Origin of the sequence: Streptomyces sp. NBC_01306, assembly GCF_026340465.1 — a bacterium.
Taxonomy (GTDB): Bacteria; Actinomycetota; Actinomycetes; order Streptomycetales; family Streptomycetaceae; genus Streptomyces.
Genome location: NZ_JAPEPC010000001.1, coordinates 3,407,562 through 3,427,863, shown reverse-complemented (window position 1 = coordinate 3,427,863; position 20,302 = coordinate 3,407,562). Strand labels below are relative to the sequence as shown.

Annotated in this window: 23 protein-coding genes and 2 pseudogenes; 15 read left to right on the top strand and 10 right to left on the bottom strand. The window is 70.8% G+C overall.

Features of this window, described 5'->3' with window-relative positions:
* The first annotated feature begins 7 nt into the window (after positions 1-7).
* Positions 8-1,474, top strand: coding sequence for a dihydrolipoamide acetyltransferase family protein (locus OG385_RS14920; protein ID WP_266855158.1), 1,467 nt, complete (start codon positions 8-10; stop codon positions 1,472-1,474).
* A 95-nt stretch (positions 1,475-1,569) separates the two neighbouring features.
* Here OG385_RS14920 and OG385_RS14915 read toward each other — a convergent pair.
* Positions 1,570-1,707, bottom strand: a pseudogene (locus tag OG385_RS14915) (NADP-dependent oxidoreductase); the annotation flags it as partial.
* Between the two features lie 10 nt (positions 1,708-1,717).
* On the opposite strand from OG385_RS14915, the pseudogene OG385_RS14910 reads away from it, so the two are divergent.
* Positions 1,718-1,819 (top strand): annotated as a pseudogene (locus OG385_RS14910) (helix-turn-helix domain-containing protein); the annotation flags it as partial.
* Positions 1,820-1,932: 113 nt separating this feature from the next.
* Here OG385_RS14910 and OG385_RS14905 read toward each other — a convergent pair.
* On the bottom strand, positions 1,933-2,343 hold the full coding sequence (locus OG385_RS14905) for an ATP-binding protein (protein ID WP_266855157.1): 411 nt from the start codon (positions 2,341-2,343) through the stop codon (positions 1,933-1,935).
* Positions 2,344-2,570: 227 nt separating this feature from the next.
* On the opposite strand from OG385_RS14905, the gene OG385_RS14900 reads away from it, so the two are divergent.
* Positions 2,571-3,452, top strand: coding sequence for a helix-turn-helix transcriptional regulator (locus OG385_RS14900; RefSeq protein ID WP_266855156.1), 882 nt, complete (start codon positions 2,571-2,573; stop codon positions 3,450-3,452).
* Between the two features lie 3 nt (positions 3,453-3,455).
* Positions 3,456-3,644 (top strand): DUF397 domain-containing protein, encoded by a 189-nt coding sequence (locus tag OG385_RS14895; RefSeq protein WP_266855155.1) that lies wholly within the window; start codon positions 3,456-3,458, stop codon positions 3,642-3,644.
* A 176-nt stretch (positions 3,645-3,820) separates the two neighbouring features.
* Here OG385_RS14895 and OG385_RS14890 read toward each other — a convergent pair whose 3' ends face one another.
* Positions 3,821-4,729 (bottom strand): helix-turn-helix domain-containing protein, encoded by a 909-nt coding sequence (locus OG385_RS14890; RefSeq protein ID WP_266855154.1) that lies wholly within the window; start codon positions 4,727-4,729, stop codon positions 3,821-3,823.
* A gap of 138 nt (positions 4,730-4,867) precedes the next feature.
* Here OG385_RS14890 and OG385_RS14885 point away from each other — a divergent pair, with 138 nt between their 5' ends.
* Both OG385_RS14885 and OG385_RS14880 read left to right on the top strand, forming a co-directional pair.
* On the top strand, positions 4,868-5,809 hold the full coding sequence (locus tag OG385_RS14885) for an MBL fold metallo-hydrolase (protein WP_266855153.1): 942 nt from the start codon (positions 4,868-4,870) through the stop codon (positions 5,807-5,809).
* Between the two features lie 63 nt (positions 5,810-5,872).
* Entirely contained in the window at positions 5,873-7,324 is a 1,452-nt protein-coding gene (locus OG385_RS14880; RefSeq protein WP_266855152.1) for a carboxylesterase/lipase family protein, read from the top strand.
* A gap of 193 nt (positions 7,325-7,517) precedes the next feature.
* Here the strand turns inward: OG385_RS14880 and OG385_RS14875 are convergent, their stop codons facing one another.
* Positions 7,518-7,994: a carboxymuconolactone decarboxylase family protein gene (locus OG385_RS14875; protein ID WP_266855151.1), complete on the bottom strand. Its 477-nt coding sequence runs from the start codon at positions 7,992-7,994 to the stop codon at positions 7,518-7,520.
* A gap of 149 nt (positions 7,995-8,143) precedes the next feature.
* On the opposite strand from OG385_RS14875, the gene OG385_RS14870 reads away from it, so the two are divergent.
* Positions 8,144-8,548 (top strand): pyridoxamine 5'-phosphate oxidase family protein, encoded by a 405-nt coding sequence (locus tag OG385_RS14870; protein WP_266855150.1) that lies wholly within the window; start codon positions 8,144-8,146, stop codon positions 8,546-8,548.
* Positions 8,549-8,597: 49 nt separating this feature from the next.
* Here the strand turns inward: OG385_RS14870 and OG385_RS14865 are convergent, their stop codons facing one another.
* Together OG385_RS14865 and OG385_RS14860 are read right to left on the bottom strand one after the other, a co-directional pair.
* Complete coding sequence (locus OG385_RS14865; protein WP_266855149.1) at positions 8,598-9,188, bottom strand: hypothetical protein; 591 nt, start codon at positions 9,186-9,188, stop codon at positions 8,598-8,600.
* Positions 9,185-9,577 (bottom strand): PadR family transcriptional regulator, encoded by a 393-nt coding sequence (locus tag OG385_RS14860; RefSeq protein WP_266855148.1) that lies wholly within the window; start codon positions 9,575-9,577, stop codon positions 9,185-9,187. Before OG385_RS14860 ends, OG385_RS14865 begins: the two co-directional genes overlap by 4 nt.
* Before the next feature lie 171 nt (positions 9,578-9,748).
* On the opposite strand from OG385_RS14860, the gene OG385_RS14855 reads away from it, so the two are divergent.
* A complete protein-coding gene (locus OG385_RS14855; protein ID WP_266855147.1) occupies positions 9,749-10,402 on the top strand; it encodes a GntR family transcriptional regulator in 654 nt (217 codons plus the stop codon).
* On the top strand, positions 10,399-11,694 hold the full coding sequence (locus OG385_RS14850; protein ID WP_266855146.1) for a nitrate/nitrite transporter: 1,296 nt from the start codon (positions 10,399-10,401) through the stop codon (positions 11,692-11,694). Before OG385_RS14855 ends, OG385_RS14850 begins: the two co-directional genes overlap by 4 nt.
* Positions 11,695-11,790: 96 nt before the next feature.
* Here OG385_RS14850 and OG385_RS14845 read toward each other — a convergent pair whose 3' ends face one another.
* The gene (locus tag OG385_RS14845) at positions 11,791-12,615 is read right to left on the bottom strand and encodes a maleylpyruvate isomerase family mycothiol-dependent enzyme (protein ID WP_266855145.1); all 825 of its coding nucleotides are present in this window, start codon (positions 12,613-12,615) and stop codon (positions 11,791-11,793) included.
* A gap of 185 nt (positions 12,616-12,800) precedes the next feature.
* On the opposite strand from OG385_RS14845, the gene OG385_RS14840 reads away from it, so the two are divergent.
* From OG385_RS14840 to OG385_RS14820, 5 genes are all read left to right on the top strand, one after another.
* On the top strand, positions 12,801-13,592 hold the full coding sequence (locus OG385_RS14840; protein ID WP_266855144.1) for a carbon-nitrogen family hydrolase: 792 nt from the start codon (positions 12,801-12,803) through the stop codon (positions 13,590-13,592).
* 65 nt (positions 13,593-13,657) lie between these two features.
* Positions 13,658-14,305: a class I SAM-dependent methyltransferase gene (locus OG385_RS14835; protein WP_266855143.1), complete on the top strand. Its 648-nt coding sequence runs from the start codon at positions 13,658-13,660 to the stop codon at positions 14,303-14,305.
* Positions 14,306-14,497: 192 nt separating this feature from the next.
* A complete protein-coding gene (locus OG385_RS14830; protein WP_266855142.1) occupies positions 14,498-14,896 on the top strand; it encodes a GntR family transcriptional regulator in 399 nt (132 codons plus the stop codon).
* On the top strand, positions 14,893-15,807 hold the full coding sequence (locus tag OG385_RS14825; RefSeq protein ID WP_266855141.1) for an ABC transporter ATP-binding protein: 915 nt from the start codon (positions 14,893-14,895) through the stop codon (positions 15,805-15,807). The genes OG385_RS14830 and OG385_RS14825 overlap by 4 nt, the downstream gene beginning before the upstream one ends.
* Before the next feature lie 157 nt (positions 15,808-15,964).
* The gene (locus OG385_RS14820; protein ID WP_266855140.1) at positions 15,965-16,912 is read left to right on the top strand and encodes an ABC transporter permease subunit; all 948 of its coding nucleotides are present in this window, start codon (positions 15,965-15,967) and stop codon (positions 16,910-16,912) included.
* 62 nt (positions 16,913-16,974) lie between these two features.
* On the opposite strand, the gene OG385_RS14815 is transcribed toward OG385_RS14820, so the two are convergent.
* The 3 genes from OG385_RS14815 to OG385_RS14805 form a co-directional block, all read right to left on the bottom strand.
* Positions 16,975-17,478, bottom strand: a complete 504-nt coding sequence (locus OG385_RS14815; RefSeq protein WP_266855139.1) for an LURP-one-related/scramblase family protein — start codon at positions 17,476-17,478, stop codon at positions 16,975-16,977.
* Positions 17,479-17,553: 75 nt separating this feature from the next.
* A complete protein-coding gene (locus tag OG385_RS14810) occupies positions 17,554-17,886 on the bottom strand; it encodes a DNA-binding protein (protein WP_323183938.1) in 333 nt (110 codons plus the stop codon).
* Positions 17,887-17,945: 59 nt separating this feature from the next.
* Positions 17,946-18,239, bottom strand: a complete 294-nt coding sequence (locus tag OG385_RS14805; RefSeq protein ID WP_266855137.1) for a hypothetical protein — start codon at positions 18,237-18,239, stop codon at positions 17,946-17,948.
* 120 nt (positions 18,240-18,359) lie between these two features.
* Between OG385_RS14805 and OG385_RS14800 the strand changes: the two genes are divergently transcribed.
* Positions 18,360-20,174 (top strand): NHL domain-containing thioredoxin family protein, encoded by a 1,815-nt coding sequence (locus OG385_RS14800; RefSeq protein WP_266855136.1) that lies wholly within the window; start codon positions 18,360-18,362, stop codon positions 20,172-20,174.
* Positions 20,175-20,302 lie beyond the last annotated feature (128 nt).

Sequence of the window (20,302 nt, the reverse complement as noted above, 5' to 3'; positions counted from 1 at the left end):
CGTGACCATGACTGATATCGCGATCCCGGTCCGGGAGTTCAAGATGCCCGACGTGGGCGAGGGACTCACCGAGGCGGAGATCCTCAAGTGGTACGTCGCGCCCGGTGACACGGTCACCGACGGCCAGGTCGTGTGCGAGGTCGAGACGGCGAAGGCGGCCGTGGAGCTGCCCATTCCGTTCGACGGTGTGGTGCGCGAGCTGCGCTTTCCGGAGGGCACCACGGTCGATGTCGGCCAGGTGATCATCACGGTGGGGGCACCGGGTTCGGAGCAGGAGCCGGCCGCCGTCCCGCAGCAGATCGAGCAGCCCGCCGAACAGGACGCCGCACAGGAGGCAGGGCAGGATTCCGGGCAGGAGGCGCAGCCCGCCGCCCGCCAGCCGGTCCTGGTCGGGTACGGGGTCTCGGAGGCGTCGACCAAGCGCCGGGCGCGCAAGAGCGCGGCGCCGGAGCCGGAGGCCGCGCCGGAGGGCACGTACTACGCGCCGCCCGCCGCCGCTGCGCCGGTCGCTGCCACACCGCCCGCCGCCGCACCGGTCGCAGTGCCGGTCAACGGCCACACCGTGTCCCGCCCGCTGGCCAAGCCGCCGGTCCGCAAGCTGGCCAAGGACCTCGGCATCGACCTGACCACGGTCACGCCTTCGGGCCCGGACGGGATCATCACCCGCGAGGACGTCCACGCGGCCGTGGCCCCGGCGGCGCAGGAACCGGCGCAGGCCGCGGCCCCGGAGCAGGCGGCCGTCGCGGCCCCTGCCCCGTCCGTCCCGTCCGATGCCCGGGAGACCCGTATCCCCGTCAAGGGCGTACGGAAGGCCACCGCGCAGGCGATGGTCGGCAGCGCCTTCACCGCGCCGCACGTCACCGAGTTCGTCACGGTCGACGTCACCCGCACGATGAAGCTCGTCGCCGAACTGAAGACCGACAAGGCCTTCGAGGGGCTGCGGGCCAACCCGCTGCTCCTGATCGCCAAGGCGCTGCTGGTCGCGATCAAGCGGAACCCGGAGGTCAACTCCGCCTGGGACGAGGACAACCAGGAGATCGTCCAGAAGCACTACGTCAACCTGGGCATCGCGGCGGCGACCCCGCGCGGCCTGCTCGTCCCGAACATCAAGGACGCGCACGCCAAGACGCTGCCCGAACTGGCCGGTGCGCTGGGCGAACTGGTCGCCACGGCCCGCGAGGGCAAGACGTCCCCGGCGGCGATGCAGGGCGGGACGGTGACCATCACCAACGTCGGCGTCTTCGGCGTCGACACCGGTACGCCGATCCTCAACCCGGGCGAGTCCGCGATCCTCGCGGTCGGCGCGATCAAGCTCCAGCCGTGGGTCCACAAGGGCAAGGTGAAGCCCCGCCAGGTCACCACGCTGGCGCTCTCCTTCGACCACCGTCTGGTCGACGGTGAACTCGGCTCGAAGGTGCTCGCGGATGTCGCGGCGATCCTGGAGCAGCCGAAGCGGCTGATCACCTGGGCGTAGCCGGGCGCAGTGGCCCGAGCAGCTGAACGGCCCCCGGACGCGCGGTGCGTCCGGGGGCCGCGCTGTGCCGCGACGTCGGCTGTGGCTTCCTGGTCCCGGGCACCCTTGAGCCCGGCGAGCTGGACGGCGAGCACGCCCACACCACCGGCGGCGCCCCCGATCAAGACGGTGTCGCCAGCCTTCACATCGGCCGCTGCGAGCGCCGCCGAGGCGGTCGTCCCCGCCACCGAGAGCGCATCGCAACGACTCGCTGACGCCGCTCTCGAACTGTTCGCGGAGCGCGGGTACGAGAACACAACCGTGCTCGACATCGCGAAGCGCGCCGGACTCGCCAAGAGCTCGCCATGAAGATGGCCTACGAGCGGTGGAGCGACCCGGGCAACACCGATGAGTTCGGCGACATCGCCCGGCACGCCCTCAGTGAAGTGCGGTCCGCTGTCCCGGCCGTGTGAGAGGCGCTACGGGCAGAGCAACGCTACGGGCTGCACGTCCAGTTCGGCCCAGACGGCCTTGCCCACGGTCAGGGTCTGTACGTCCCAGCGGGCCGCGACCGTATCGACGATGAGCAGCCCGCGCCCGAACTGGTCGTCGGGGTCGGCGACCCGTGGCACTGGCAGCCGTTCCCCGCGAGGGTCCGTCACCGCGATCCGGAGGGTGTTCCCGCCGAGCGTGACGTCGACCCGGAAGAGCCGGTCCCGCAGACACCCGTGCAGCACGGCGTTCCCGCAGAGCTCACCGGCCACGAGTGCGGCGTCACCGGCGAGTTCGGGGTGCCCCCAGTCGGCGACGAGCGAGGCGACGCGTCTGCGGGCCAGAGGGACGCTGCGCGGGTACGGGGGGTAGCTGACCTTGTCGTGCCGGACGGTCATGACACGTGCCTCCTCATGCGAGTGCGGCGGTGGCATCGCCGCGCCGGCCGGGCAGGCCGGAGCGGTGCACTTCCGCCAACTGGCGCCGCTGTGCAAGCGGTTGAGTACTGACCGTAGCGGTGCGACTTGCTGGGCAGCAAGTTGTTCGGGCAGAAATTTCTCTGTCCTTGTTGTGCTGCGCCTGGGGCGACAGCAAACTGAAGCGAATTGCGGGGAAGGGGCGGCACATGGCCGGTACGAGTCCTGACCGAGGCAGGACGGTCTCCACCGTCCTGGGACGACGCCTCGGGGGCGAACTGCTACGTATGCGCGAGGCGAGTGACCTGCGCCAGTCGCACGCGGCTGACGCGTTGACGGCATCCGTTGCCAAGGTCGCGAAGATAGAGCGCGGACTTGTGCCGGTGCGTGATCCGGATGTCCGCGCACTGTGCCACCTGTACGGCAATGAAGACCCGGGCTCCATCAACCGTCTGCTGGCCCTCGCCAAGACGGACCGGGAACGACGCAAGGCGCATGGGTGGTGGAACCAGTACCCGCAACTCCAGGCGATGGGCGAGTACGTGGCGCTGGAGGACATCGCGACCCTCGTACGCACTTGGCAGCCGAATATCGTCCCGGGGCTGCTTCAGACTGCGGACTACGCACGCGCCCTCGCGGTAGGCAACGGCTCCTGGTCCGACCTTGATGAGATCGACCCGTTCGTCGAGTCCCGCATGGCACGCAAGGCGCGACTTGTAGGAGATCACCCGCTGGAACTGTGGGCGGTCGTCGGCGAAGGCTGTTTGCGGCAACTCGTTGGCGGCCGGGAGGTCATGCGCGAGCAGCTTGGTCATTTGCTGGACATGACGCGCCGGCCCCACGTGAAGTTGCAGGTGGTGCCGTACCTCGCTGGTGCTCATCCGGGGATGACCAGCGCCTTCACGATCGTTTCGTTCGCCGAACCAGGTGCTCTCGACGTGGTGCACATGGATACCACGTCGACCACTCTGTGGTTGGAGGACGATACTGATGCCGCGCACCACGGCCAACTGTTCGAACGGATCACCCGGTTGGGGCTGGCTCAGCGCAATTCGGTCAGATTGGTAGAGAGCATTCTCAAGGAGCTGTAGCGCGTGACCCCGTTCGAGTTCGTCAAGTCCACCTACACCGGGGGGAACTCTGGGCAAGAGTGCGTTGAGGTCGCGTTGAACGTCCCCGGCACCGTGGCTGTACGCGACTCCAAGGACACCGCAGGCCCCGTCGTCCAGCTCTCGCCCGCCGCCTGGACCGCCTTCCGGGCAGGCCTGACGGGCGAGCCGTAGGCGACGATCTTGCCATCCTTCTGTAAAGCGTTGCCCCAGTCGGTGCAGTCTGACAATTGACGAAGGAGGGCCTGTCCTGGGGCGCGCGTGAGGGGCGATCCGTGAACCGGCCTGGTCCCAGCGCGCTTCGTGGACCACGGGCGGTCGGCCACTACAGGCGGTCGGCCGGGACCGCCTCAGAAGTGTCGAGTTGGCTCCTTGGAAACGCCGGCGCTGTTCGCGTGCGGCGTCCGGTCGTCGGTCACCTGCCGGAGGAGCGCGAGGGCCTCTTCGGAAGAGGAACCGGCGGGGGTGGTGCACACGATGAGCGCCTGGTCCGGTGAGCGGGCGACGGACAGAGTCTGCTGGGTCACCGTCACGCTGCCGACGACGGGGTGGTGCAGCTCGTAGGAGGCGGCGTCGCACGGCTCCACGCGGTGGTCCGCCCACAGCGCGACGAACTCCGGGCTCTTCATCGTCAGTTCACCGATCAGTTCGGCGAGCAGCGGGTCGTCCGGGTGCCTGCCGACGGCGATGCGCAGATTGCCGACCACGGCGCGGGCCTTGCGCGTCCAGTTCGTGTACAGCTCCCGGCAGTGCGGGTCCAGGAACAGGATCCGGGTCATGTTCGGGCGTCGCGCCGGGTCGTCCGGGCCGAGCAGGTCCAGGTGGCCCGCAAGCAGAGCGTGCCCGAGGGCGTTCCAGGCCAGTACGTCCGTACGGCGGCCGAGCACTATCGCCGGGACGCCGTCGACGGCGCGGAGGAGGTCGCGGGTTTCGTCGGCGAGCTTCTCGGGGCGCGGGCGGCGCAGCCGGGGCGTGTGGCGGGCGGCGCCGGCGAGGCGGTCGAGGTGCTCGCGCTCGGGGGCGTCGAGCTGGAGAGCGCGGGCGATCGCGCCGAGCACCTCGGCCGACGCCCCGCGGGACAGGCCCTGTTCGAGCCGTGCGTAGTACGAGACGCTAACGCCCGCCAGCTGGGCCACTTCCTCGCGGCGGAGCCCGGCCACCCGCCTGCGGGGCCCGAGGTCGCGCAGGCCGACGTCCGCGGGTCGCAGCCGCGCGCGTCGGGCTTGGAGGAAGGTGCCGAGCGGTCCGGGTTCGGTCATCACCCCAGTATTCGGTGCGCGACCGGATCCCAGCCACACCCTGCCAGGGGTAGGACAACCCGGGAGTGGTGCGTACCCGTCCGCCTGCCCAGGCTTGGTCTCATTCGGCCACACACCCCGGACCCGAGGAGCGGACGCATGGATCAGAACCCGGAGCAGAGCCCGGAGCAGAACCCGGATCAGCTCACCCTTGGCGACGTCACCGTCACCCGCATCAAAGAGTTCTACGGCTCGGTCGGGATGCCCCCGGCCCAGTTCTTTCCGGACAGCCAGAACGGCTCGTGGGACGAGCACCGCGCCTGGCTGGCGCCCGACTTCTGGAACCCGGAGACGGACGAGTGCCATTCGGCGCTCCAGTCCTGGCTGCTGCGCAGCGAGGGACGCACGATCCTCATCGACACCGGTGTGGGCAACCACAAGGAGCGGCCCTACGCACCGGTGTGGAGCCGCCTGGACACCAACTACCTCGACAACCTCGCCGCCGCCGGGGTGCGGCCCGAGGACATCGACATCGTGGTCAACACCCATCTGCACATCGATCATGTCGGCTGGAACACCCGCCTCGAAGGCCGGGACTGGGTCCCGACCTTCCCCAACGCCACGTACCTGATGAACCGGCGGGACTTCGACTTCTGGGACCCGGCCAACGAGAACAAGTCCGTACTGGGCCGCGGGAACCAGAACGTCTTCGAGGACAGCGTCACGCCGGTTCACCAGGCGGGACTCACCCACCTGTGGGAGGACACGTACCGGATCGACAAGAACCTTCGTCTCGAACTCGCTCCCGGGCACACCCCCGGCTCGTCCGTGCTCACCCTGGAATCCGGCGGCGACCGGGCGTTGTTCGTCGGGGACCTGGTGCACACCGCGCTACAGATCGCCGAGCCCGAGACCAACTCCTGCTTCTGCGAGGACCCGTTGGAATCCCGCGCCACCCGGCACAAGCTGCTCGGCCGCGCCGCCGAGGACAACGCGCTGGTGTTCCCGGCGCACTTCGGCGGCCGAGGCGCCGCGGAGGTCACCCGCCGCGGGGCGAAGTTCGCGATCAAGGAGTGGGCGCCCCTCTCCCGCCTCGCCTGACGCCCGCTGCACACAGGAAGAGCCGCATCTCCCGATGCCCGCTCCACACAGGAAGAGTCTCCCGTGTCCCGACAGGAAGATCCGGTAGTCGAAACCCCCGCGGGCGCCGTGCGCGGCGTCCGTGACGGATCCGGCGAGCGCTACCGCGCCATCCCCTACGCGGCGGCGCCGGCCGGCGCCGGCCGTTTCGCGCCACCCGTACCGCACCCGGGCTGGTCCGGTGTCCGCGACGGCACACAGCCCGGACCCACGGCTCCCCAGCCGGCCCGCGACTTCGGCCGGCTCGACATGGCCCCCTACTTCGGGCCGGGCTGGGTGCCCGGCGAGGAGTACCTGACCGTCGATGTCCACACGCCTGCCGCCGACGACGGCAGACGCCCCGTCATGGTCTTCGTGCACGGCGGCGGGTTCGTCACCGGATCGCGCCGCGCCGCGCTCTACGACGGCAGCGCGTTCGCCCGCGACGACGTCGTGCTCGTGACGGTGAACTACCGCCTCGGCATCCCCGGGTTCCTCGATCTGGCGGGCGCTCCGGCCAACCGCGGACTGCTGGACGTGCTCGCCGCCCTCAGCTGGGTACAGGACACCGTCGCGGCATTCGGCGGCGACCCCGGCAACGTCACGCTCTTCGGCCAGTCCGCGGGCGCCACGCTCACCGGCGGGCTGCTCGCGACACCGCAGGCCAAGGGCCTGTTCCGCCGGGCGATCGTCCAAAGCGGCAGCGGCACCGGCGCGTTCACCCCGGAGCAGGCGCAGCGGGTCACCTCCGCGGCGGCCGCCGCGCTGGGCGTCGAACCGACCGCCGAGGCGTTCGCCCCGATCCCGGACGAGCGCTTCCTGGCGATCCTGCCCGCACTGGCCGGTCTCGACCTCCGCACCAGCACCGCCCGGGACCCGCTGGCCGGGCTCAGCCCGTTCAGCCTGGTCCTTCCGGTCCAGCCCGCCGACGGTCTCGCCGACGGCCCGGCCGCCGACGTCGACCTGCTCATCGGCACCAACACCGAAGAGGGGCACCTGTACCTCGTACCGCAGGGTGATCTGGAGTCCACCACGGAAGCCGATGTGCTGACCGTCGCGACCCGGGTCCATGCAGATCCGGAAAGCGCCCTCGCCGCGCACCGCACGGCACGGCCGGGCGCGACACCGGGCGAGCTGCGCTCCGCCGTGCTCGGGCAGGCCCTGTTCGCGGACGGTACGACCCGCATGGCACGGGCCCACGCGCGGATCTCGGGCGGCCGCACGCACCTCTACTCGTTCGGGTATCGCTCGACGGCTCTGGGCGGTCGGCTCGGCGCTGCCCACACCGTCGAACTGCCCTTCGTGTTCGACATGGCGGACAAGCCCTGGCTGCACGGGGACACCAGCCTGCTCGGCCCCGACCCCGCTCCAGCAGGACTCGCGGCCCAAGTACACGGCGCGTGGGTGGCGTTCGCCGGCACCGGGAACCCGGGCTGGGCTCCCTACGACCCGCAGCGGCCCGGGGCGGAGATCCTCGGGCAGCCATCAACGGGTTGACCAGCAGGACGAGCCCGCTGTAGGCCGATGTTCTGGGACGTGACCCCAGAAGGGCCATCCGAGAGTTGCTGTACCCGCGGCGGCTTCGTTCAGGTGCGTACCGCCTCCGCGGGCGGGCGTGCGGGTGCGAACGGAAGGGAGCCGACCGGGCCGGAGGAACGCCTCCGGGGCCCGGCCGGGATGGTCTCCCTTTTTATCCGAGCATGCCGGGCTCGTAGCTGCCGGCCGGTGTCTGGATCATGACGTTGCCACGGTTGAAGGCGTTGATGACGGCGATCTGGGACACCAGGGCGGCGAGCTGGTCCTCGTTGTAGTGCTTGGCGGCGTTCGCCCAGGCCTCGTCCGTGACACCGCCGGCCGCGTCGGCGAGGCGGGTGCCCTGCTCCGTCAGCTCCAGCGCCGCGCGTTCGGCCTCGGTGAAGACCGTGGCCTCGCGCCACGCGGCGACCAGGTTGAGGCGTACCGCGGTCTCACCGGCCGCGGCTGCGTCCTTGGTGTGCATGTCGAGGCAGCCGCCGCACCCGTTGATCTGACTCGCGCGGATCTTCACCAGCTCCTGTGTCGCGACAGGAAGCAGTGACGAGTCGACGATGGCCTTGTTCGCCGCGATGATGTGCTTCCAGACCTTGCCCGCGACCGGGTTCTCGAACATGTTGATACGGCCACCCATGATGGACTCCTCTGTCGTTTTCGATGCCTGCATGAGTACGACGGAGCGGGGCGGCGAGATGTGACATGACCGGGCGTACGCCGAAAGTCCGGGGCGCCAGGGGCTGTGGACCGAAGCGGGGCGGCGGCCGTGTGGGCTGGGATGGGCGGATGAGCACTGCCGCGCATCCGGCCGACCCCGCCGTCCTGGACCGTCTGGCCACCGAGCGCACCGTCTGGCTGTGCGGTGTCCGTCCCGACGGGTCACCCCATGTGACGCCCGTGTGGTTCGTCTTCCTCCGGGGCAGCTGGTGGATCGGGGTGGACAGCGCTTCGGTCAAGGTGCGCGTTCTCCGGGAGAACCCCCGGGTGTCCCTGGCGCTGGAGGACGGCCGGGTCCCCGTCGTCGCGGAGGGAGATGTTCAGCTCCGCCATGACGGGTTCCCCGAAGAGGTGACGGCCGCGTTCGCGGCGAAGTACGCCTGGGATGTCACGGTTCCCCACCGCCCGGACGGGGGACGCGTACTGCTTCAGGTCCCCGTGCGGCGCTGGCTGTTGCCCGGCGTCGCACAGTGAAGGTCATCCACCGGTGTGGGCCGCCGTCGGTGCGGGCCGCCGTCCTGCGTCAGGCGCGCTTGGTGCGCCACAGGTAGTTGGCGCCGATCAGGGTCAGGATGAACAGCAGGACGACGAGTGTCCAGCGGATCACGTCGAATCCGGCGATCTTGCCGTCGGGGACGATGAAGGCGGCGTACCAGATGAGGTGGGCGACCACGGGGATGACGGGGGTCATGATGAGGCCGTTGCGCTTGTGGGTCGTTGTCCAGTGGCTGGAGCGGATGACCATGACGACGGCGGTGATCTCGGCGGCGAAGGCGAGAATGGCGAGGAACGCGAAGCCTCCGGCGTAGGGCAGCACGTTGGCGACTATCAGGAGCACGATCGGCAGCCAGGCCGGGGAGCGGCGGCGACCGGGCCTGCTGCCCTGAGAGCCGGCGGTGGGGCCCAGTTCCTGGAGGGCGGTGGCGGCGATCGTGCGGGGGTCGCCGATCTCGTGCAGGATCTCGCGGGTGCTGCCGGGGCGTTCGGCGAGCGCGACCTGGATGTGCTCGTTCAGGTCGGCTATGAGCTCCTGGCGTGCGGCCGGCGGCAAGGTCGAGGTCTCCCGCTCAACTGCGGCGATGTAGTCCTGGACCAGGGTGTCGTCGGTCTTCATGGGTGTGCCTTTCCCGGGTGGGGCCGAGGGCTGGTGTTCGGCTGGAGGAGGTGGTCGACGGCGTCACGGAATCCGGGCCATATCCCGGCGAACTCTTCGAGTGCGGCGTGTCCGGCCTCGGTCAGCGAGTAGTACCGCCGGGGCGGGCCGGAGGCCGACTCCTGCCAGGCGGTGTCCACGAGCGCGTCCCGCCGCAGCCGTGACAGCAGCGGATAGACGGTGCCCTGGCTGGTCGTCAGGGCCGTGGTGTCCTGCAACGCGCTGAGCAGTTCGACCCCGTACTTGGGCCCGTCACGCATCAGCGCGAGAACGCAGTACTCCAGAACCCCTTTACGGAGCTGGCTCTCGACCTTCCCCGGGGTCTGGTGACTTGCTTTACCGCGTTCCATGCATAACAAGGTACCAGGTGTTCCGACCTGCCCGTGCGGCAGAAGCCGGGAGGGGATTCCGGACGGCCGGGTCGGGGCCGAATGCCCGGAAAGTCACTCATCTGCCCACGCCACGTCCCGCCATGCGGACATCTCTCCCCTACGCATACCTGTTGTATCTATGCTGTGCGCATGCCAGTCGCCCCGCTGAAACAGCCCCCCGCCGCCGACCGCGTGTACGCACACGTCAAGCAGGCCGTACTCGACCGCCGCTACGAGGGCGGGACGCTCCTCACCGAGGGCGAGCTGGCCGATGCCGTGGGCGTCTCCCGGACGCCCGTGCGGGAGGCGCTGCTCAAGCTGGAGGTGGAGGGGCTCATCAAGCTCTACCCGAAGAAGGGCGCCCTGGTTCTCGCCGTCTCCGCGCAGGAGATTCACGACGTGGTGGAGACCCGGCTGCTGGTCGAGGAGTTCGCCGCGCGCAAGGCCGTGCCCGCCGCTCCCCAGCTCATCGAGCGGCTGACGGAGCTGCTGGCCGAGCAGACCGCGCAGGTGGCGGCCGGTGACCTGGCCGGAGCCGCCGTCAGCGACCGCTGCTTCCACGCGGAGATCGTCCGCAGCGCCGGGAACGAGATCCTCTCCCGCCTCTACGACCAGCTGCGCGACCGGCAGCTGCGGATGGGCGTCGCCGTGCTCCAGGCCCACCCCGACCGCACCGCCACCACCCTCGCCGAGCACGGCGAGATCCTGGAGGCGCTGCGGGACGGGAACACCGAAGGCGCCGTCGCGGTCGTCCGCCGGCACGTCAGCAGGGTCCGTGACCTGGCCCGGGGGGAGGTCCGATGAGCGGCGTCGCGCTGCCCGGCGATCCGCCGGGAGGCAGGCGCGCGGTCACCGTGTGGTCGATCGGCGTCGCCGTCTACTTCGTGGCGATCGTCTTCCGTACCAGCCTGGGCGTGGCCGGTCTGGACGCCGCCGACCGCTTCCACATCGACGCCTCCGCCCTCTCCACCTTCTCCATACTCCAGCTGCTCGTCTACGCCGGGATGCAGATACCCGTCGGCCTGCTCGTGGACCGGTTCGGCACCAAGAAGGTGCTGACCCTCGGCGTGGTGCTGTTCACGCTGGGGCAGCTCGGCTTCGCGTTCTCCCCCACGTACGGCACGGCCCTCGCCTCCCGCGCGCTGCTCGGCTGCGGTGACGCGATGACCTTCATCAGCGTGCTCCGGCTCGGCAGCCGCTGGTTCCCGGCCCGGCGCGGGCCGATGGTCGCGCAGCTCGCGGGGCTCGTCGGGATGGCCGGCAACCTCGTCTCGACCATCGTCATCTCCCGTACGCTGCACGGCCTCGGCTGGACCGCCACCTTCGCGGGCAGCTCGCTGGCCGGGGTGCTGGTGCTGGTCGTGATGCTGCTCTTCCTGAAGGACCACCCCGAGGGGTTCGAACCGCCGCCCGCCCCGCACCCGGGGGCCGCATCCGTGCGCCGGCAGATCGCCGCCGCGTGGCGCGAGCCCGGCACCCGGCTCGGGATGTGGGTGCACTTCACCACGCAGTTCCCCGCGATGTTCTTCCTGCTGCTGTGGGGGATGCCGTTCCTCGTCGAGGCGGAGGGCCTGTCCCGCGCCACGGCGGGCGAACTGCTCACCCTGATCGTGCTCTCGAACATGGTCGTCGGCCTGGTCTACGGGCAGATCATCGCCCGGCACCAGGGCGCCCGCGCCCCCATCGCGCTGTCCACGGTGGGTGCGACCGCGCTGCTCTGGGCGTGCACCCTCGCCTACCCGGGCGATCACGCGCCGATGTGGCTGCTGCTGACGCTCTGCACGGTGCTCGGCGCCTGCGGTCCCGCCTCGATGATCGGCTTCGACTTCGCGCGCCCCGCCAACCCTCCGGAGCGCCAGGGCACCGCGTCCGGCATCGTCAACATGGGCGGGTTCATCGCGTCGATGACGACGCTGCTCGCGGTCGGGGTCCTGCTGGACGCGACGGACGACAACTACCGGATCGCCTTCTGCTCCGTGTTCGTCCTGGAGGCGCTGGGCGTCACCCAGATCCTCCGGCTGCGGCGGCGCAGCGCGCGCCGCGAGAGCGAGCGGCTGGTGACCAGCCGGGTGGAGGCCGTACACGTCCCGGCGTGAGCCTGTTTCGGCGGCGTGGGCCCGTGACTCCGTAAGCCCGTGACTCCGTAAGCCCGTGAGTCCGTGACTCCGTAAGGCTCTACGGCGTCGCGGGGCTCACGGCGTCACGGCGAACGACTGGAGGATCGCCGCGGCCAGTTCCTGGTCGCCCTCGGCCTTGATCTGGTCCGAGACCGACGCGAGCCGTACCCGCCCGCAGGCCAGCCGGAAGTACGTGTCCCAGTCCATCGCGATCGTCACGGCGGGCCCCAGCGAGGGCGAGCCGTCGACCGTGCCCCGGCCCTCGGCGTCCACCCGGACCGTCCGCATGAACTCGACGGCGCCGGTGATGTCGAAGACGACCGCGGTGTTCGGCGGCGCGCCCGCCTCCTTGGCGACGACCTTCGGCAGCGCCTGCACCAGGACGTCGCGGGCCACATAGGCCCCCTGCGAGTCCAGATTGCCCGGCTTGCCCAGGGTGGTGCGGAGATCCTGCTCATGCACCCAGACGTCGAACGCGCGCATCCGCAGCGCCTGTTCCAGCGTCTGCTCCGCGGAGAGCGGCGCGCGCACCATGGTGTCCGGCTGCCGGGTCTCGTTCCGCAGCTGCCGCGAGCGCCGGATGATCGTGTACTCCAGGTCCGCGGTCATCTCCGGCGAGGTGTGGTGGCGCCGCACATCGACCTGCATCTCCATGTACCGCTGGTGGTCCGTCTTCACATGGAAGAGGTCGCGCGGCAGGGTGTGGATCGGCCGGGGGTCCCCGAGCTGTTCGTTCTCCATGCCGATGATGTGGGAGATGATGTCGCGCACCGACCAGTTGGGGCACGGCGTCCCACGGTTCCACTCGCCCTCGACGAGCGGCTTGACCAACTCGGATATGGCGTCTGCGGAGTGGGTCCAGGCGTCGGCGTAGGTCTGAAGGCTTGGATGGACTGTCACGGGACCCCTCGGAGCGGTGTTCTGCGGTACGGCGGGCATAGACCTGCTGGTGTTCGAGGCGCTGCTGGGGGTCTGGGGGCATCCCCCCGGAAGGCACAGTACGCTGCCCAGTGGCACCCCGGCAGTGCTTTCGTGTGACGATCGTAGGCCCGCGTTGACGGCCCGAATGCCAGGACGGTGGTACTGTGCGCGCCTCTCTCCTCCAGATCGCAGTGAATCCTGCGGAATCGCCCGTTTCGCGCCGGTTGCGCGTAGCGGATCTCGTACGTGAACAGTCCGGTGCGGATCTCGTTGTACTGCCCGAACTGTGGCCCGTGGGGGCCTTCGCGTACCAGTCCTTCGCGGCCGAGGCCGAACCGCTGGAAGGACCCACGCACCAGGCGATGGCGGAGGCGGCCCGCGACGCCGGAGTCTGGCTGCACGCCGGCTCGATCGTGGAGCGGGACCCCGAAGGAGCCCTCTACAACACCTCGCTGGTCTTCACGCCCGAGGGCGAACGGGCCGCCGTCTACCGCAAGATCCACCGCTTCGGCTTCGACAAGGGCGAGGCGGTCCTGATGGGAGCGGGCGACGAGCTGGTGACGGTGGACCTGCCGGCGACCACGCTCGGCCTGGCCACCTGTTACGACCTCCGCTTCCCCGAGCTGTTCCGCGGCCTGACCGACGCGGGCGCCCGTCTCCTGGTCGTCCCCGCGGGCTGGCCGGAGCGCCGTCGCTCGCACTGGACACTGCTCGCGCAGGCGCGCGCGGTGGAGAACCAGGCGTACGTCCTGGCCTGCGGATCCGCCGGTACGCACGCCGGCGTGGAGCAGGCGGGCCACAGCATCGTGGTCGACCCCTGGGGCGAGGTGCTCGCCGAGGCGGGCCGGGGCGAGGAGGTCCTGACGGTCGAACTCGACCCGGAGCTCGTCACCAGGACCCGCGAGCAGTTCCCCGCACTGAAGGACCGGCGACTCGGGCTGGCCCCGCCGCGCTGACAGTGCCGGCCCCACCGCGCTGACAGTACGGCCGAACGCGAAGTTACGGAGCAGGAAGCACCGCCATGACCGAACCCGGCTGCCTGAGTGCCATCCGCGCGTCCTACGACACCGTCGCGGTCGCCTACGAGGAACTCGTCCGCGGCCACCTCGCGGTCAGCCCCTACGACCGCGCGATGCTCGCCGCGTTCGCCGACCAGGTGCGGATGGACGGCGGTGGCCCGGTGGCCGACATCGGCTGCGGTCCCGGCCGGGTGACGGCGCATCTGGCCGGGCTGGGGGTGGAGGCCTTCGGCGTCGACCTCTCGCCGGGGATGGTCGATGTGGCCCGCCGGACGTATCCGGGCCTGCGGTTCGACGTCGGGTCGATGACCGCACTCGACCTGGCGGACGGCTCGCTGGGCGGCCTGGTCGCCTGGTACTCGATCATCCATCTGCCGCCGGAGCTGCTGCCGTCGGTGTTCGCCGGGTTCCACCGGGTGCTCGCGCCGGGCGGCCGGCTGCTGCTCGCCTTCAAGGCCGGTGACGAACGCCGCCACCTCGACCACGCCTACGGCCACGACCTCTCGCTCGATGTCCACTGGCTGCCGCCGGACCGGGTCGCCGGGTGGCTGGCCGACGCCGGGTTCGACGTACGGGCCCAGTTGCTGCGCGAGCCGGACCCGCAGGAGAAGCAGCCGCAGGCGTACCTCCAGGCGACCAGGGGCCACTGAGCCGGGGCCACGACGCCCGCCACCACCGCGCCATCGCACCACCGCGCCACCAAGCCACCACCGCGCCATCGCGCCACGAGGGCCGGGTCCGATCGCGGGCCCGGCCCTCGTGGCGTCACGCACCCCGGACTTGACGCTTCTCGCACCGCTGTGCAAAGTTTCACTAGTCAATTAGTGAAAGAGGGTGCGCCGGTGGCCGATCACCATGTCGAGTACCGCATCGACCGGCACAGCGGCATCCCCGCCTACCTCCAGATCGTTCAGCAGACCCAGCAGGCGCTGCGGATGAGCCTCCTCGAACCGGGGGACAAGCTCCCCACGGCGCGAGAGGTCGTCGAGGCCACGGCCATCAATCCGAACACCGTGCTCAAGGCCTACCGCGAGCTGGAGCGCTCGGGCCTGGTCGAGGCGCGGCGGGGCGTGGGCACGTTCGTGCTCAGAACGCTCGACGGCAACGGCGCCGAATCCCCTCTGCGGGCAGAACTCGACGGCTGGGCCCTGCGGGCCCGCGCCGCCGGTGTCGGCCGGGAGAGCGCCGCCGCACTGCTGACCTCGGTACTGGACGAGCATTTCCCGAAGGAGAACCAGTGAGCACCAGCAGCGGCGCCCCGGCCGCGATAGAGGTGACCGGGGTCACCCAGCGCTATGGGCGCGGCCGCCGTACGTCCCTCGCCCTGGAGGACTGCTCCTTCCGCGTCCCGGCGGGCAGCGTCTGCGCGCTGGTCGGCCCCAACGGTGCGGGCAAGTCCACGCTCCTGCGGATCGCCGCCGGCCTGATCCGGCCGGACGCCGGAGCCGTGAACGTCCTGGGCGCCGCTCCCGGCACCCACCGCGACCGGGTCGGCTATCTGGACCAGGACCAGCCGCTCTACGGGCATCTCTCCATCGCCGACACCCTCGGCATGGGCGCCCGCCTCAACGCGGGCCGCTGGGACACCGCTTACGCCGCCCGGATCGTGGAACAGGGCGGCCTCGACCCCCGGCGCAGGATCCGCGGGCTCTCCGGCGGCGAGCGCACCCGCGTGGCACTCGCCCTCACCCTGGGCAAGCGGCCCGACCTGCTGCTGCTGGACGAACCGATGGCGGACCTCGATCCACTGGCCCGTCAGCAGCTGATGGGCCTGCTCCTCGCCGACGCCGCCGAGAACGGCACCAGCATCCTGCTCTCCTCACACATCGTCTCCGAACTCACCTACTCCTGCGACCACGTGCTGCTCCTCAACGGCGGCCGTGTCCAGCTGGGCGGCTCCGTCGAGGCGCTGCTCGCCGCGCACACCGTGGTCACCGGCCGGGGTACCGACCTGTCCCCGCACACGGTCATCGAGTCGCACCCCACCGGCCGCGGCCTCAGCGCCCTGATCCGCCCCCGGGGCCCGCTCGCCGGCACCTGGCAGACAGCGGAACCGACCCTGGAGGAGCTGCTGTTGGCCCACCTCCGCACGCCGACGTCCCCGGCGTTCCTCACCCCGGACATGAACGGGGACACCACGGCCGCGGCCTGACCACCGCCCCGCCCCCTCCCCTCGCAGCCCGCAGCCCGCAGCCCGCAGCCCGCAGCCCGGGACCGGCCGCACCACGCCCGTTCCCCGATCCCCCCACCACGCCCGTTCCCCGTCTCGCGTTCCCCCACCGCCGCACTACTGCCCACAAGGACGTCTCATGACCACCGCATCCCTGGACAAACCCGCGCCCTCGCTCCGCCCCTCGGGCCTCGACCTGTTCCGCGCCGAACTGCGCCTGCACCGTGCGGCGCTGTGGTCCTGGACCGCTTACGTGGTCGTCACCGCGGGGCTGCTGCTCTGGCTGTACGGGCCCGGCGCGAACGCCACCCAGAAGCTGTTCGACAAGTTCGGCTACGCCGGAGTGCAACAGGCCGCCTGGCACGACCTGGCTGCCAGGACCTACTTCTCCGGCTTCAACAGCTTCTTCTACGACCCGGCCACCCTGATCAGCGCTGCCACGTTCTGTGTGGCCGTCTTCGCGGCAGGCCCGCTGATCGCCCGCGAGCTGGAGAGCGGCACCACCAGGCTCGCCTGGTCCCAGTCCGTCTCCCCGGCGCGCTGGCTCGCCGCCAAACTCGCCGTACCGGCCGTCGTCCTGGTCGTGAGCACCGGTGTGCTCATCGTGCTCTACCGGCTGCTGTGGTCCGCCCACAGCGGTCTGCTGGTCGCCGGCTACCAGCCCCGGCAGCTGTACTACTCGATCGGACCCGCCGCCGTCGTCGCCCCGCTCTTCGCGCTGGCCCTCGGCGCGCTCTGCGGAATGCTGCTGCGCCGCACCCTGCCCGCCATGCTCGCCGCCGCAGTCATCCAGTACGCGGTCACGGCGGTCCGCAGCGGCCTGTGGCCGTTCCAGCGCGCGTACCAGGTGCCCGAACTCTCCGTACACAGCCGGGCGATCACGTCCACCGGCGCCCGGATCACCGACCCCGAGTGCTACGACAAGGTGCGCTGCCTCGCCCAGCACGACGTGACCGGCTTCACCCGCACCTATCTCCCGTCCTCCGACTTCTGGCCCCGCCAGCTGCTGGAGAGCGGCGTACTCCTCGCCCTGACCGCGCTCGCCGTCGGCGTCGCCTTCTGGGTCCTGAAGCGCCGTACGGCCTGACAGCGAGGCCCCGGCCGGGTGCGGCGGCCGGGGCATGACCCCGTCGAGAGGGCCCGCACTGCTCAGCCCGCGTGCTCCTTCTCGTGTTCCTTCTCGTGCATGTGGATCACGGAGACCGCGATGGCGATCATCAGCGCCGGGTCGGAGTCCTCACGGACCACGTTCACCGCGTACGCGTCGCGCACGCTGAACCACTTCTTCGAGATGTCGGCCAGCAGCTCGTTCTCGTACTCGACCGCGAACTCGCGGTCCAGGATGTTCCCGCTGACCTCCAGCTCGGTGCCGTCCACCAGCTTCACCCGGTAGTGGTCGTGCATCAGGGTGAGCTTCTTCTTCCTGACGGTGGCCAGTTCCTCGCCGTCCCGCTTCAGGGTCATCGTGTCGCTGATCGCGATCAGCTTCTCCTTGAGCGTGATCAGCACCTGCCCGTCGAGGTCCTTGAGCTCAAGGGTGTCGCGGATGCGCATCACCTTGCCGTCGACGAGGTAGGCCTTGTGGCCGTTCTCGTTCTCGATCCAGTAGTCGTCGCCGATGTCGAAGATTCGGTCGCGCACAAGGAATTTCATGCGGATGACGTTACCGCCGGACGGCGGACCGGATCAGGACCGGGCGGACCCGTGGGGCGAACTCCCGGGAGAATGTCAGACCTTGAGCACCGTGATGCCCTTGCCGCACAGCGGCACCAGGTCGTCCACGTCGGACGCCAGGACGGTCACCGGCCCGGACGCGGCCCGCGCGGTGGCGGCGACGATCGCGTCCAGGGCGTACTTGTGGCCGCCGCCGCTGCCCGTCTCGCGGAGGAGGCCGACGGCTTGCGCGGCTGTCTCCTTGGTCACCGGCTCCACCGTCAGCCGTGACAGCGCCCAGTCCATGCGGGCCCGGTGCGCCCCCTGCGGGTCGGCCTCGACAAGGGTGACCGCGCTCGTCACCACCCGGACGTCGTGGCGCAGGGCCGCAGCCAGCCTGGCCGTCATGGTGCGGTCGGCGCGGAGGTAGAGCGACAGGGCCTGACTGTCCAGCACCCAGGTACCGCTCACGCGGCGTGCTCGGTGCCCGGCTGCGCGGAGCCGAACATCTCCCGCTCGGCGGCCTCGATCTCCTCCGGCGTCAGCGCGCCGTGGATCTCCTCGTTCGCCGCGATCAGTTCAGCGAGGCTGTCCCGTTCGATCTGGCGCTGTATGGCGGCCTCGATATAGGGGGAGACCCCGCGCTTGCCGACGCGGGCGCGGACGGCGGAGATGGTGCCTTCATGGACGGAGACGGAGACGGACGTCGTCGGCCCCTCGCCCGGCGGGTAGGCCGGTTCGCCCCTGCTCGGTTCGCTCACATCCCGCACTCTAACAAAACTTCTATGAGAGAGGTGCGCGGTGCGCCGGAACCCTTCCCAGGAGCATCCACAGGGTGCTGTGCCGCAGGTCACACGGGTTTAGGTGGCACCCTTGACCGTATGAACGATGCCGCTCCGGCGCCCACCCCCGCGCCCCGCCGTGCCCGTCTCCGTGCCCCCGAGCTGATCGGCAAGGGCGGCTGGCTCAACACCGGTGGGAAGGATCTGAAGCTCGCCGACTTCCGTGGTCGCACACTGATCCTCGACTTCTGGACCTTCTGCTGCATCAACTGTCTGCACGTCCTCGACGAGCTGCGCGAGCTGGAGCAGCGGCACAGCGACACCGTCGTGATCGTCGGGGTGCACTCCCCGAAGTTCGTGCACGAGGCCGAGCACCAGGCCGTGGTCGACGCCGTCGAGCGGTACGGGGTGCACCACCCCGTCCTCGACGATCCCGAGCTGGCCACCTGGAAGCAGTACGCCGTCCGGGCCTGGCCGACGCTCGTGGTGATCGACCCCGAGGGGTACATCGTCGCCCAGCACGCCGGTGAGGGACATGCCCACGCCATCGAGGCGCTGGTCAGCGAGCTGGAGGCCGAGCACGCCGCGAAGGGCACGCTGCGGCGCGGTGACGGTCCGTACGTCGCGCCCGAGCCGGTCGCCACCGATCTGCGGTTCCCGGGCAAGGCGATCGCGCTGCCCGGCGGCAATCTGCTGGTGTCGGACACCACCCGCCACCAGCTGGTCGAGCTGGAGCCGGACGGCGAGACCGTCGTACGGCGGATCGGCGGCGACGGCGTGTTCAACGAGCCGCAGGGGCTCGCGCTGCTGCCCGACGGGAAGGTCGCGGTCGCCGACACCGTCCACCACGCCATCCGCACGTACGACCCGGAGAGCGGCGAGATCGCGCTCGTCGCGGGGACCGGGAAGCAGTGGTGGCAGGGGTCGCCGACCAGCGGGCCCGCTCTCGGTGTGGCGCTCTCCTCGCCCTGGGACCTCGCCTGGTTCGGCGGGCGGCTGTGGATCGCCATGGCGGGTGTCCACCAGCTGTGGACGTACGACCCGGAGAGCGGCACCGTCGAGGTGGCGGCCGGGACCACCAACGAGGGGCTGGTCGACGGGCCGGCCGCCGACGCGTGGTTCGCGCAGCCGTCCGGTCTCTCGGCCGCCGGGGACCGGCTGTGGATCGCCGACTCCGAGACGTCCGCGCTGCGCTGGATCGACCGGGACGCCACCGGGGGCGCGGTGGTGCACACCGCCGTCGGCACCGGGCTCTTCGACTTCGGCCACCGGGACGGCGACGCCGGACAGGCCCTGCTCCAGCACCCGTTGGGCGTGACGGCGCTGCCCGACGGTTCGGTCGCGGTGTCCGACACGTACAACCACGCGCTGCGCCGCTACGACCCGGCCACCGGTGAAGTGACCACGCTGGCCACGGACTTGCGGGAGCCGAGCGACGCGGTGCTCGTCGGGGACGACATCGTGGTGGTCGAGTCCGCGCGGCACCGGCTGACCCGGCTGCGGCTGCCGGACGAGGCGGTACGGGTGGAGAGCGTGGCCCACCGCACGCAGCGGGCCGCCACCGATGTCGCGCCGGGCACGCTCCGGGTGGACGTGATCTTCCAGGCGCCCGCGGGGCAGAAGCTGGACCTGCGGTACGGCCCGTCCACCCGGCTGCTGGTCTCCGCGACCCCGCCCGAGCTGCTGCTCGACGGGGACGGGGCCGGTACGGACCTCTTCCGGGACGTGGCGCTGAACCCCGGGGTCACCGAGGGCGTACTCCATGTGTCGGCGATGGCCGCCTCCTGCGACGACGACCCGGCCAACGAATATCCCGCGTGCCATGTGCACCAGCAGGACTGGGGCGTCCCCGTCCGCGTGACGGACGAGGGGACGGCCCGGCTGCCGCTGGTGCTGGCGGGGATGGACGGCTGACCGGCCGGAAACAAGGGGTGGGCTGGCCAGCCGTCCGGTTCAGGGGTGCCCGGGGTGCCCGGGGCGGGGGCCGTGCGGCACGTGCCGCAGAAGCGGCCGCAGATGCTCGGCGCGGCCGGTCTGCCCCG